Source organism: Stenotrophomonas sp. GD03930 (assembly GCF_029839665.1).
In the GTDB taxonomy this organism is placed as follows: domain Bacteria; phylum Pseudomonadota; class Gammaproteobacteria; order Xanthomonadales; family Xanthomonadaceae; genus Stenotrophomonas; species Stenotrophomonas forensis.
In genome coordinates this window covers 245,697-258,396 of the sequence record NZ_JAOCAV010000003.1, presented here as the reverse complement: position 1 = coordinate 258,396, position 12,700 = coordinate 245,697, and the positions used below count along the sequence as shown (strand labels likewise).

The window sequence follows — 12,700 nt, the reverse complement described above, 5'->3', positions numbered from 1 at the left end:
ACAGGAGTGACCTCGATGCATCGAATGTGGTTGGGCGTGAGTGCGTTGTTCGCCACGACAGTGGCCTCGGCTGCGGCCGTCGAGACGCGCGATGGCGAACTGGGCGATCCCTACGGCTACACCCGCAGCGTGCGCCTTGCCGAACTGTCCCGGCTGCAGGCGCTGGGCAAGTCACCCGGCGTGAAGGGCAAGCTGGGCCAGGCGGGTTTCTACCGTGTGCGCGGCGAGCTGGACCGCTCCGGCCAGGCGGCCCAGGAGTGCCTGGAGGCCGTGGCCAGCGAGGCGGCCGACAGTGTGAAGGGGGTCGAGTACCTGTGTTCGGCCACCCTGGCCGGCAATCTGCTCCTGCGGGGCGATATCGCGGGTTGGGCGACGCAGATGCTCCAGGTCCGCACGCTGATGGAGCGCGATATCCGCCCCATGCTGAGCCCCAAGCTGCGCGACATCCATCTTGCCGGCATCAGCGAGCCGCATTTCGAGCGGTTTACCGCATGGCCGCGCAACGCGATGGCGGCGCAGGCACCTGCCCGCGACGTCAGTGTCCCACTGCAGTTGGACAACGAACTGCCGACGCTCAGCCTGAAGCTGCGCACCGCAGCCGGTGAACGCGAGCTGCGCGTGCATCTGGACAGCGGCGCCGCACACTCGCGCATCGGCCGAGCGCTGGCGACCGAGCTGGGCTTGACGCTGACCGAGGGCTTCATGGCGGTCGATGGCAGCCCTGGCAAGTTGTATGCGCTGGCGGCCCCGGTCGAGTTGGACATCGGTGGTGTCGCCGTGCGCGATGTGTCCTTTGCGGTACTGGGCCAGGACGACCTGCCACGCATCGGCCTGGACGTGCTGCGCGCGTTGGGCCGGGTGCGGGTCAGCAAGGATGCGCTGGTGATCCAGGCCACGGCCAGTCCGGTGCCGTGCACGCGGCGGATGGCCACGCTGTCCTCGCTATGGGCGGATGCGTACGACGTCCGCTATCCGATCCGCGCTGGCAAGCAGAACGTGCTGGTCAAGGTGGATACCGGCTTCAACGGCGCCTTCCAGGCCCGCGGAACGTTGCCGGCCACGCCACCCGCGTCGGCGATCCGGCGCAAGAACGTGATCACCACCGAAGGCAGCGAAGACATCCAGTTCGTGGAGGCGACCACGCCGGTCATGATCGGGGAGGAAGTGCTGAACCTGCCGATGGACCTGGGGCTGTCGCCCGGGCCCAAGCCGCTGTTCAACCCGGACTGGCGCGTGGGCTTTGCCGCGACCCAGCGCTACAGCCTGTACATGGATGTTGAAGGCACCTATGGCTGCCCGGTGGCCGTTGCGGCGGCGCCACCGCTGTTGCCGCCCAAGCCGGCTCCCACGCTGCCTGCAGGCGGCTGATCCGCGGCTACAGGCTCTGCAGGAACGCCTCGATGTCCTGCAGATCCTGGCGGCCCAGCCCGCGCGGCCGCAGCAGTGGATCCGGCTCTGGGAACGGCGCCGCATCAGCCGGCAGCGAGCCCGGTGCGCGCGGGCGCGCGCCGCCCACGTTGTAGAACGCCAGCACGCCCGACAGGCGCGGGATCAGGCCGTTGTGCATGTACGGTGCCGTGTTGGCCACGCCTCGCAGCGAGGGCGTGCGGAAGCGCCCGCTGTCGGCGGGATCGCCGGTCACTTCGTAGCGCCCCAGATCCTGCCGCGCGCGGCCGTGGAAATGCAGGCCCAGGTTGTGGAAGCCGTTGTCGGTGAGTGCTGCCCCGCTGTGGCAGTTCATGCAACCGGCCTGCGTGCGGAACAGGTGCAGGCCGCGCAGCTGGGCGTCGTCCAGTGCACGCGTATCACCACGCAGGAAGCGATCAAAGCGGCTGTTGCGCGGCGACAGGCTGCGCTCGAACGCGGCGATGGCCTGGCCGAGCTGGGCGGCATCGATGCGCGGCTGCGCGAACACCGCGGCGAAGTCAGCACGATAGGACGCATCCCGGCGCAGGCGACGCACGGCGCCCTGCGTGGTGAAGCCCATCTCGATGGGATCGGCGATGGGATGCAGCGCCTGCCCTTCCAGCGTGGCCGCGCGTCCATCCCAGAACAGCGGTGCCACGTGTGCGCTGGTGGCAATGCTGGGTGCATTGCGGCGGCCGGGCTGGCGTCCGTGCCCGAAGGACACGCGACGACCATCGGCCCAGCCCAGGTCCGGATCGTGGCAGCTGGCGCAGGCCAGCTGCCGCGACTTCGAAAGAACGGGATCGAAGAACAGCCGCCGCCCCAGCGCCACCTTGGCTGGTGTTGATGGATTGTCCGGTGGACCTACGGGCGACGGCAGTGGGGCCAGTTCCTTCCACGCCACGCCGGGTTCGACCTCCGGCGCGGGCCAGCGCGTACTGGGGCTGCTGTAGAGCGCACGCAGGCAGGCGCCATCCCAGCGTTCCGCCTTGCCCGGAGCAGGCGCGCAGACCGGCTGGGAAGGACGTGGCTGTGCAGCGCTGGCCAGCACGGCGCTGACCAGCACTGCACTCCAGCCAAGCCTGCGGCGGCGCGCGGGCCTCAGAACCGGTAGCCCACTTCGAGCCAGAACGAGCGTCCCATTTCGTAGTACGGCGCGCGGCTGACGCTGCTGGATACGCCATTCACCGCGCGCCGATCCAGCACGTTGAACACATCCACGTTGGCGAACACCGTGCCCATCGTCGACAACGGCTGCTCCCAGCCGATGCGCATGTCCCAGATCAACGAAGGGGCAAACCGCCGTCTTTCCCAGACCGCAACACTCTGGCCGTCATGGACATCCTTCAGTCCGGTGTCCCGTATCGCGCGATAGCCGGCCCGGTAGCGCAGCGTATTGCCCCAGGTCAGCCGAGCTGCCGGGATATGCGTGGTGGTGGCCAGTCGCGCGGTCCATGGGCGGGTGAAGTTGTCTGCCGGACGATCGCGGTAACGGATGTAGCTGCCGTCGTAACGGATGATCGGATTCTCGTAGTACGCGGTGCTGAAGTCGTCCTCGTAGTCGGGCGCAGAAGAGCGGCTGTCGGTCCAGTCCAGCGCCAGCAGGCCCGTGGTGCTGGTTCCGCCGAACTGCAGGCGGCGCAGGGGGCGCACGGTAAGGCTGATGATCTGCGTCTCGCTGCGGCCGTCGTTGCTCCAGGTTTCGTAGTGGGTGGCCAGCGAAGGATCATCCGCGCGTTCGTCCTGTACCCGGCTGCTGGAACGCACGACCTGGTCACGCCCCTTGCGGTTGACGACCTTGCCGAGGAACTCCCAGCCCTTCCATTGCTGCTTGACGCCCAGCATCAGCTCATCGTCGTAGGCGATTCTCAGGCGATCGAAATGCAGCCCGTTGGCGGTCTGCGTACCTGCGGTCCACTCGCTGTCGAGGGTGGGGCGGCGCTGGTTCCTGTATTGCAGCCGATCAAGGCCATCGCGCAGCCGCCACGTGGCCGCGTTGCGGCCGTAGTAGCGGTTGGCGCCCGCGATCAGCTGGGTGTCGCCGGCGGTGTCGAGATCCAGTGACATCGCCAGGCGCGGTGCGACCGTGGTGTGCTGCATGTAGCTGTCATGGTCGATGCGCAGGCCGGGACGCAATGACAGGCGCCCCGCGCGGATGCTGTCTTCGGCGTAGGCGCTCCAGCTGTCGATCTGGAAGTCCAGCCGGCCGCGCGTGTAATAGGTGCGGCTGGTGAAGAACTGTCCGGGCCAGTTGCTGGTGTTGGCGCGGCCGGTGCGGGTCAGGCCCATCCAGCAGGTCTGCGTGTCGGTGATGCCGGCCTTGTTGGTACAGCTGGTGGTGCGCGCCGGCGAGACATAGATGTAGGTGTCGTCCAGGCGCTCGTAGTCGACTTCCTGGTGCTGGTACTGGACGCCTGCCGCGAAACGATGCTCCATGCCCAGCCAGCGCTGCGGTGCCAGTATCAGATCGGCACGGTACTGGAGCGTCTTCTGCGCCTGGTCAATATCGCCGAATTCACCTTCCAGCGAGCTGCCTGAGGTTCCCCAGTCCTTGCCCTCGGCCCAGTGCCAGCTCATGTAGTCCGCAGACTGCGGATGGCGGGACTGCTCGGTAGAACTCCAGCCCACCTGCTGGGTCAGAGTGCCCCATTGCGGTGACCACGTCGCCTTGAGCATCGCCTGGCGGCCGCCGCCAATGATGTCGATGCCGGCACCGGGGACGTTGGAGCGGAAGTAGTGGGATTCCTCCGGCGCACGGGTAAAGCTTGCCTCGATGTCGAGCGTGTCGCTCGCTTCCCAGACCGCCTTGACGAACAGATTGTCGATGCTGCGCCGCTGGATCTGTTTCTCCGGATGCGCGTCGTCGACCAGGTGCGACTGCAGGTTGTAGGTGGGAATGGTCGAGCGTTTGCGGGTGAAACTGGCCAGGACGCCGATGCGGTCGGTCAGATAACCCTCCAGATCGGCGCGCGTGGTGGTCTTCTTGAATTCCGGCTGCCCGTCATTCGCGCCGGAGGCCTTCTGGTAGCTGTCTGCGACGGTGGAGTCGAGGTGGTAGCGTGTCCACGAAGATCGCGAGGACTGGGTGGACAGGCGGCCGCTGAAGGTGCGTGATGGTCGCCGGGTGCTCGCTTCGACAACGCCGCCGTTGAATCCACCATAGGCGGCCGAAACGTTGCTGTCATGCACGGTGACGTCTTCCAGCAGGCTGCTGTCCAGTGCCAGCGCCTGCGAGCCGCCTGGAACGGAGAACAGCCGGTACACCTCCGGATCGGCGCCAGGGTCGATGTCGTTGTTGAAGTTCATGCCATCGACGATGAACGCGTTCTGATAGAACTTCGCACCATTGATGCTGATTTCCGCAGGGCGGATCTCGCCGGGGCTGAAGCTGCCCTGGTCGGCATTGTCGAACTGCACGGCGGGATGGATGCGCAGCAGCCGGGTGATGTCACCGTTGCCGGCGGCCTGCGCCGCGACGTAGCTGCGGTCCAGTTGCAGGCTGCCTCCGAAGGTCGAACCAGTGTCCCGCCCCGGCACATGCAGGGTACTGGTGCGTCGTGCGCCTGCCGAGAGCTGCGCCCGCTGCAAGGTGTAGCTGCCATCGGCGCGCCGCACCGCGCGCAGCCCGCTGCCGTGCAGCAGTGCGTCGAACCCTGCGTCAACGTCCAGGCCTGTGGCAATCGATGGAGCCTGGCGGCCACGGGTCAGCGCGGGGTCGAAGGACAGGGCCACGCCATGCTCGGCGGCGAACGCGCCCAGTGCACTGCCCAGCGAGACAGTGCTGCGCTGGACGTGCAGGGATTCATCGGGCGGTGATTGAGCCAGCGCGGGTGTGGCGGCGAGCGCGGTGGCGAGGAGGCTCAGTCGAAGCCGGGGCAGGTTCACTGTCATGGGGAGGAAAATGAGGGGTTCATACCCTCTGCCACGCGACGCTCGGAAAAGTGTCAGCCGCGATGTCCCGCAGCAGACACGTGGATCCACAACCCCTGCTCGATCCGCAGCGCATGGGTGGCGGCAAGCATCGACAGGCTGCGTTGCAGGTCGTCCAGCGGGAATGCGCCGGACACCGGCAGGCCGGCGACGCGCGGATCCACGCGCAGCCAGCGGTGCTGGTAGCGCCCCAGCTCCTGCAAAACCTGTTGCAGCGGCATTGCATCGGCGACCAGCATGCCCCGGACCCACGCGTCAGCGCCGGGTGGTGCAGGCTTGGGAGGTGGCAGCCGGGTCAGGTTCCAGCGCAGCTGCTGCCCGGCGTCGACCTGGCGCTGTTGCCCCGGTGTGGAGATCCGCACCGCGCCGTGCTGGACGACCAGCAGGGCGTCCTCCCCGAACAGGCGCACGCTGAAACGGGTGCCAAGTGCCTGCAGCGTGCCGTAGGGGGTCGTGACCCGGAACGGCCTCGCCGGGCGTTGTGGATCAGCGGCTGTCTCCACCAGCATCTGCCCATGGCGCAGCCGCAGAAGGCGCGCATGCGCATCGAATGCGATGTCGACCGCAGTGCCGGTATCCAGATGCAGCACGCTGCCATCGACCAGCACCTGCTGGGCGCGCTCGCCCACCGCCGTGCGCGCACTGGCATCCCACGCCGCGTCGTCCCACAACCGCCAGGCCAGCCATCCACCGAGTGGCGCCACCAGCAGAGCGGCGACGCTGCGCAGTACGGCGCGGCGCCCAGCCGACGCGGGCGGCTGCAGGGTGCGTTGGGCCAGCGCCGTAGGCACCTGAGCGGTCAGCGCCAACAGACGCTCCGCGCGCTGCCAGGCGCGGGCGTGTGCCGGATCGGCATCGTGCCAGTGTTGCCATTGCGCGCGTCGCGCCGCGCTGTCGTCCTCGTGCAGGCGCATCATCCAGTCGGCCGCCTGCTCCAGTACGCGCGGCGGAAGGGCCGATGCGGCGGCGGTCTCAGCCGGCATGCGCCAGGCAGCCCATCAGCGCTCGCTTCATGTGCCGCTTCACCGTCGACAACGACAGCCCCAGCTGCTCGCTGATGGCCTCATAGCGCAGCCCATCGAACTGCGCCAGCAGGAAGACGCGGCGTGCCATCGCGGGCAGGCCATCGAGCATCGCGTCGATCTGTTGCAGGGCCTCACGCACCAGCGCCTGTTCCTCCAGCGAGGGCAGCACCGGCTCTGGAAACTGCGCCAGGTACTCCAGGTAGGCGCGCTCCAGTGCCTGGCGCCGGAACCAGTTGGCGGCCAGCCCGCGCGCAACGGTGGTCAGGAAGGCACGCGGCTCGCGCAGCGCGGCCAGGTCGCGGCCCTGCAGCAGGCGGGCGAAGGTGTCCTGGGTGAGGTCATCGGCCACATCGCGATTACCTACGCGACCGCTCAGCCAGCCCTGCAGCCAGGCCCGGTGATCGCGGTACAGCACGCCCAGTTGTTCGTGGTGGGGAGGCATGGACGGGGTGCGCGGTCTTGATCGAAATGAGAATGATTCGCAAGTATCGCATCCGTGATGCGCCGATTCCAGTGCCCTATGCGCGCTGGCTTGCGCAGGATCAACGCGGCGGCAACATGCGGTGCGGCATGCTGGCCGCGGGCTGACTGGCCTCCGGATGCAGTCGCAGTCACCCTTGAAACGGGGTGGGGCAACCGCATCTTTCCAGCATCGCCGGCAGCGGCCGGCCCTGATCACCGATGAGGTTTCGCAATGCGGATGGACAAGCTCACCTCGCGTTTCCAGCAGGCGCTGGCAGACGCACAGTCGCTGGCCGTGGGCCGCGACAACAGCATCATCGAACCGGTTCACCTGTTCAGCGCGCTGCTGGACCAGCAGGGTGGCAGCACGCGCCCGTTGCTGGCCCAGGCCGGGGTGAACGTGCCGGTGCTGCGCGAGCGCCTGACCGAGGCGCTGGACGCGCTGCCCAAGGTGTCCGGCCAGGCCGGCAACGTTTCGCTGGGCAACGACCTGGGGCGCCTGCTGAACCAGACCGACAAGCTGGCCCAGCAGCACGGTGATGCCTTCATTGCCAGCGAGTGGTTCGTGCTGGCCGCGCTGGAGGATGGCGGCACGCTGGGCATGGCGCTGCGCGCCGCCGGTGCCGACAAGACGCGCCTGCAGACTGCCATCGACAAGCTGCGTGGCGGCGAGAACGTTCAGTCGGAGAATGCCGAAGAGCAGCGGCAGGCGCTGGAAAAGTACACCATCGACCTGACCGCGCGCGCCGAGAGCGGCAAGCTGGATCCGGTGATCGGCCGTGACGAGGAAATCCGCCGCACCATCCAGGTGCTGCAGCGCCGGACCAAGAACAACCCGGTGCTGATCGGCGAACCCGGCGTAGGCAAGACTGCCATTGTCGAAGGCCTGGCCCAGCGCATCATCAATGACGAGGTGCCCGAGGGCCTGCGCGGCAAGCGCGTGCTGTCGCTGGATATGGGCGCGCTGATTGCCGGTGCCAAGTTCCGCGGTGAATTCGAGGAGCGCCTGAAGGGCGTGCTCAACGACCTGGCCAAGAGCGAAGGGCAGATCATCCTGTTCATCGATGAGCTGCACACCATGGTCGGCGCCGGCAAGGCCGATGGCGCGATGGACGCTGGCAACATGCTGAAGCCGGCGCTGGCACGCGGCGAACTGCATTGCGTCGGTGCCACCACGCTGGATGAGTACCGCAAGTACATCGAAAAGGACGCCGCGCTGGAGCGCCGCTTCCAGAAGGTATTCGTGGGCGAGCCGTCGGTGGAAGACACCATCGCCATCCTGCGCGGGCTGAAGGAGAAGTACGCCGTTCACCACGGCGTGGAAATCACCGATCCGGCCATTGTGGCGGCGGCCACGCTGTCCAACCGCTACATCACTGACCGCCAGCTGCCGGACAAGGCCATCGATCTGATGGACGAGGCGGCCTCGCGCCTGCGCATGGAGATCGACTCCAAGCCGGAGGAACTGGATCGCCTGGAACGTCGTGTGATCCAGCTGAAGACCCAGCGCGAGATGCTGAAGAAGGAAAAGGACGAGGCTTCGCGCCAGCGCCTGGCCGATCTGGAAAACGACATCGATGCGCTGGAGCGCGAGTTCTCCGACCTCAATGAAATCTGGAAGTCGGAGAAGGCCGCGCTGCAGGGTGCAACCAAGATCAAGGAGCAGGTCGAGCAGGCCAAGCTGGAGCTGGAATCGGCGCAGCGCCGCCAGGATTTCGCCAGGATGAGCGAGATCCAGTACGGCCTGCTGCCGCAGCTGGAAAAGCAGCTGGCCGCTGCGCAGGAGGCCGAACACAAGGACTTCAGGCTGGTGCAGGACCGGGTTACCGACGAGGAGATCGCCGAGGTCGTGTCGCGCTGGACCGGCATTCCGGTCAACAAGATGCTCGAAGGTGAGCGCGACAAGCTGCTGCGCATGGAAGAGGTGCTGCACAACCGCGTGGTCGGCCAGGAGGAAGCGATCAAGGTCGTCTCCGACGCCGTGCGCCGTTCGCGTGCGGGCCTGTCCGATCCGAACCGGCCGGCCGGCTCGTTCCTGTTCCTCGGCCCGACCGGCGTGGGCAAGACCGAGCTGTGCAAGTCGCTGGCCGAGTTCCTGTTCGACAGTGCCGACGCGATGATCCGCATCGACATGAGCGAGTTCATGGAGAAGCACAGCGTCGCCCGCCTGATCGGTGCGCCCCCGGGCTACGTCGGATACGAAGAGGGTGGCTACCTGACCGAGGCGGTGCGTCGTCGCCCGTACTCGCTGATCCTGCTGGACGAAGTGGAGAAGGCGCATCCGGATGTGTTCAACATCCTGCTGCAGGTGCTGGACGATGGCCGCCTGACCGATGGCCAGGGCCGCACCGTGGACTTCCGCAACACCGTCATCGTGATGACCTCGAACCTGGGCTCGCACCAGATCCAGGACATGAGCAGTGATGACAGCCCGGAGGCCTACACGCAGATGAAGGCGGCGGTGATGGGCGTGGTGCAGGCGCACTTCCGCCCGGAGTTCATCAACCGCCTGGACGACATCGTGGTGTTCCACCCGCTGGACAAGCAGCAGATCAAGCAGATCGCGCGCATCCAGATGCGCGGCCTGGAAAAGCGCCTGGCCGAGCGCGGCTTGAAGCTGGTGGTGTCCGATGCTGCGTTCGACCTGCTGGGCAACGTCGGCTTCGATCCGGTGTATGGCGCGCGTCCGTTGAAGCGCGCGATCCAGGCACAGCTGGAAAATCCGCTGGCGCAGAAGATCCTTTCCGGCGCCTTCGTCAACGGTGACACCATCGAAGTCGGCAACGACGGCGGCCACCTGGTGTTCGCCAAGGCGTGACTCCATCGGGGCGCTGCCTGAGCGCAGCGCCCCGTTTCCCGTGGGCAACGCCGGGCCCGGCCCGCTCTTAGAAGCGGTGCGTGTAGCCGCTCATCAGGCCGAACTGGTTCGGCTTCTGCACGATCGGGCTGTCGGCGGCGTCGCCGAGCAGGCGCGTGCCTTCGGCCGAGATGTACCAGTTGCCATTACGGCCCACGCGATGGCTCCACTTCAGGCCGAGGCCGGCGCTCACCAGGCCGGCCTTCGGCTTGTGCTGGGCAAAGCCGGTACGCGCGGCCTGCTCCGGGCTGACGCCGTACCAGGTCTGCATGTAGCCGCGATTGCCATACTCGGTGGAGACGCTGCCGCTGACCACGCCACCGGCCAGGTCGAACAGCGGCAGGTCCAGGCTAAGGTGCATCTGCTGGGTGGCCAGGCCGTTGTCGCCGCGGTCTTCGTCCTTGCGCGTGAATTGCCAGGTGCCGCTCAGCACGGCCTCTCCCAGCGTATAACCAGCCGAAAGGCCGACCAGGGGACGGCTACGGATATCACCCATGCCGCGCAGGAAGTCGGAACCGCCGAGGGCGGAGTCCTTGTCGCGGCGGCTGCCGCTGGCGCCGATGTAGGCGCGCACGTGGGCATGCTCGCCGATCGCCGTGCCCCAGCCGATGCCACTGGTGCCGAGAAACCAGCCACCGGGTGACAGGGCGTCGAAGGACACCATCGGTGACGCCTGGAAGTCCTTGCTGCCGCTGTAGCGCGGGGTCACGCCGGCACCGGCGGCGACTTCGAAGGTCCAGTGGTCATCCTTGGCATGGGCGATCGGCGCGGCGAACAGCGGCAGCAGGGCCAGGCAGAGCAGGGACGGGGTACGGTGACGCTGGGACATGGGCTCTCTCGACAATGGGAGGAATGCAGCACGCGCATCCGGCGCGCGCTGCAGGGTCGACAGCGTGGCGATTCGCCGGCGACTGATCCGTCCGCAGTTGTGCGGGAGTTGTAATCAACTGTAATCGCGCCCGTTGGCGTTCAGCTGCCAGCCAGCGGCCAGTGCATTTCCAGGCGTGCGCCGCCCAGCGTGGCGCGGCTGACATGCAGTTCGCCGCCGTGGCGCGCCGCGATGCGGTTGACGATGGCCAGGCCCAGGCCGAAACCACCGGTATCGCGGCTGCGACTGTCATCCAGCCGGGTGAATGGCCGCATCACTTTTTCGCGGTCGGCCTCGGCGATACCGGGGCCGTCGTCGTCCACGCGCAGGCAGGCGCGGCCGCCAACGCCCACCAGTGAGACTTCCACCTGCGAATGCGCATGGCGCAGGGCGTTGCCCACGAGGTTGCTGAGTGCCAGCTGCAGCAGGCGCGGCTCGGCATCCACCCGCGGCAGCGCGCTGGGCTGCACACGCAGTGCCAGGCCCGCACGTTCGGCGTCGCGGCGCGCATCGGCCAGGCAGGCCTGCAGCCAGTCGTTGGCCTCGATGCGCTGCAGCGACTCTCCCTCATTGGGGTGTTCCAGGCGTTCATAGGCCAGCAGTTCGCTCACCAGCCGGTTGAGTTCGGCCAGATCGCCGTGCAGCCCCTGCGCCAGGCTCGCGCGACGTGCGCGATCGTCGCTGTCCTGCATCAGGTCCAGCCCGAACGCCACCCGTGCGATCGGCGTGCGCAGTTCATGCGAGATCGCGTGGGTCAGGTCGCGCTGGCGCTGCACCAGCTCGGCCACGCGCGCGGCCATGCGGTTGGAATGGTCAACGATGACCCGGATCTGCGAGCGTGGCGACACCTGCGCCCGTGCCTGCAGGTCGCCGGCACCGATGCGGTCGGCATGCAGGCGCAGCGCTTCCAGGTCGCGCCACAGCAGGCGGACCCAGGCATACAGGCTGGCCCCGACCAGCAGCAGGATGCTGAGGTAGGCGGCGATGGACATGTAGGTGGTCATCAACACCTCGCCGGGCAGGCGCAGGTGCAGCCAGCGGCCGCTTGCATCTTCGATGGGCAACAGGATCTGCTGGTAATGATCGCGGACGATGAAGCCGTGTGCCTGCAGGTGGACCTGCTCCTGCGCGTCGAGCACGGGAGGCGTCTCCAGCAGGGTCAGCGCGATGCCATAGTGGGGTTGCCACTGCTGCACGCGCGCTCGCTGTTGTGCAGCGTCCAGGCCGGCCAGCCCGGTGCGCAGGGCATACACCTGCCCGCGCACCTGCTCGGCGAACACGCGATCCTGTACCGGCAGGTAGATGCCGTCCAGGATGTGGTTGAGGACGAACACCGACACCAGGAAACAGGCACTGGTGACGAACCACAACCACAGGAACAGGCGCTTCATGCTGACCAGGCCGAGGGATTGAACTGGTAGCCGCGGCCCCACACGGTCTTGATCCGCCGGGGTTCGCGTGCGTCGTCGCCGAGCTTGCGGCGCAGCTTGCCGATGCTGACATCGACGCTGCGGTCCAGCCCATCGAAACCGATGCCGCGCACTGCCTGCAGGATCTGGTCACGCGACAGGATCTGCCCCGGCTGGCTGGCCAGCAGCCACAGGATCTCGAATTCACTCGTTCCCAGCTCCACCGGCAGCCCGTGCAGGTGTACTTCGCGCTGCATCCGGTCGATCAGCAATTCGCCATGCATCAACCGGCACGGCGTGCCGGAGTTGCTGCTGCCATGACGGCGGCGCAGCAGGGCGCGCAGGCGGGCCAGCAGCAGGCGTGGCTCGACCGGCTTGTGCACGTAGTCGTCGGCGCCCGATTCCAGGCCCAGTACCTGCTCGATATCGTCTTCGCAGGCGGTCAGCATCAGGATCGGCACATCGGAAAAGCTGCGGATCTGCCGGCACACATCGATGCCGCCCAGGCCCGGCAGCATCAGGTCCAGCACCACCAGTTCCGGTGCATGCTGGCGGCACGCCGCGCCGGCCAGGTCGCCGCGGGCCACGTGCTGTACGGCGAAGCCATGTTCGTGCAGATAGTCGCTGACCAGCTCGGCCAGGCGGCGATCGTCTTCCACCAGCAGGACCGGGGTCGGCGCGCCGCTGGCGGCGGGTGTCCAGCGAGAGGGCTGCATGCGTATTGGGCCTCCGTGCCCGGGCA

General features: G+C 67.4%; 9 protein-coding genes. 2 read left to right on the top strand and 7 right to left on the bottom strand.

Annotated elements, in window-relative coordinates; genetic code table 11:
• Positions 1 to 15: 15 nt before the first annotated feature.
• The gene (locus N5C18_RS16850; RefSeq protein WP_279945180.1) at positions 16 to 1,368 is read left to right on the top strand and encodes an aspartyl protease family protein; all 1,353 of its coding nucleotides are present in this window, start codon (positions 16 to 18) and stop codon (positions 1,366 to 1,368) included.
• Between the two features lie 7 nt (positions 1,369 to 1,375).
• Here N5C18_RS16850 and N5C18_RS16845 read toward each other — a convergent pair whose 3' ends face one another.
• From N5C18_RS16845 to N5C18_RS16830, 4 genes are read right to left on the bottom strand one after another with little or no spacing between them, the layout of a single operon-like run.
• Entirely contained in the window at positions 1,376 to 2,473 is a 1,098-nt protein-coding gene (locus N5C18_RS16845; protein WP_279945179.1) for a cytochrome c peroxidase, read from the bottom strand.
• Between the two features lie 35 nt (positions 2,474 to 2,508).
• Positions 2,509 to 5,298, bottom strand: a complete 2,790-nt coding sequence (locus N5C18_RS16840) for a secretin and TonB N-terminal domain-containing protein (protein ID WP_279945178.1) — start codon at positions 5,296 to 5,298, stop codon at positions 2,509 to 2,511.
• 53 nt (positions 5,299 to 5,351) lie between these two features.
• Positions 5,352 to 6,320, bottom strand: coding sequence for a FecR domain-containing protein (locus tag N5C18_RS16835; RefSeq protein WP_279945176.1), 969 nt, complete (start codon positions 6,318 to 6,320; stop codon positions 5,352 to 5,354).
• Entirely contained in the window at positions 6,310 to 6,804 is a 495-nt protein-coding gene (locus N5C18_RS16830) for a sigma-70 family RNA polymerase sigma factor (protein ID WP_049456800.1), read from the bottom strand. Before N5C18_RS16830 ends, N5C18_RS16835 begins: the two co-directional genes overlap by 11 nt.
• Before the next feature lie 252 nt (positions 6,805 to 7,056).
• On the opposite strand from N5C18_RS16830, the gene clpB reads away from it, so the two are divergent.
• Entirely contained in the window at positions 7,057 to 9,642 is a 2,586-nt protein-coding gene (clpB, locus tag N5C18_RS16825) for an ATP-dependent chaperone ClpB (protein WP_279945174.1), read from the top strand.
• Positions 9,643 to 9,709: 67 nt separating this feature from the next.
• Here clpB and N5C18_RS16820 read toward each other — a convergent pair whose 3' ends face one another.
• The 3 genes from N5C18_RS16820 to N5C18_RS16810 all read right to left on the bottom strand — a co-directional run bounded on the left by N5C18_RS16820 (position 9,710) and on the right by N5C18_RS16810 (position 12,674).
• Positions 9,710 to 10,510, bottom strand: coding sequence for a MipA/OmpV family protein (locus N5C18_RS16820; protein WP_053450591.1), 801 nt, complete (start codon positions 10,508 to 10,510; stop codon positions 9,710 to 9,712).
• Between the two features lie 140 nt (positions 10,511 to 10,650).
• A complete protein-coding gene (locus tag N5C18_RS16815; RefSeq protein WP_279945172.1) occupies positions 10,651 to 11,940 on the bottom strand; it encodes an ATP-binding protein in 1,290 nt (429 codons plus the stop codon).
• Entirely contained in the window at positions 11,937 to 12,674 is a 738-nt protein-coding gene (locus N5C18_RS16810) for a response regulator transcription factor (RefSeq protein WP_279945171.1), read from the bottom strand. The genes N5C18_RS16815 and N5C18_RS16810 overlap by 4 nt, the downstream gene beginning before the upstream one ends.
• Between the last annotated feature and the right edge of the window lie 26 nt (positions 12,675 to 12,700).

Coding starts and splice junctions, on each gene's coding strand:
- N5C18_RS16850 (WP_279945180.1), top strand. CDS start 16: ATGCATCGAATGTGGTTGGGCGTGAGTGCGTTGTTCGCCACGACAGTG.
- N5C18_RS16810 (WP_279945171.1), bottom strand. CDS start 12,674: ATGCAGCCCTCTCGCTGGACACCCGCCGCCAGCGGCGCGCCGACCCCG.
- N5C18_RS16815 (WP_279945172.1), bottom strand. CDS start 11,940: ATGAAGCGCCTGTTCCTGTGGTTGTGGTTCGTCACCAGTGCCTGTTTC.
- clpB (WP_279945174.1), top strand. CDS start 7,057: ATGCGGATGGACAAGCTCACCTCGCGTTTCCAGCAGGCGCTGGCAGAC.
- N5C18_RS16835 (WP_279945176.1), bottom strand. CDS start 6,320: ATGCCGGCTGAGACCGCCGCCGCATCGGCCCTTCCGCCGCGCGTACTG.
- N5C18_RS16820 (WP_053450591.1), bottom strand. CDS start 10,510: ATGTCCCAGCGTCACCGTACCCCGTCCCTGCTCTGCCTGGCCCTGCTG.
- N5C18_RS16830 (WP_049456800.1), bottom strand. CDS start 6,804: ATGCCTCCCCACCACGAACAACTGGGCGTGCTGTACCGCGATCACCGG.
- N5C18_RS16840 (WP_279945178.1), bottom strand. CDS start 5,298: ATGACAGTGAACCTGCCCCGGCTTCGACTGAGCCTCCTCGCCACCGCG.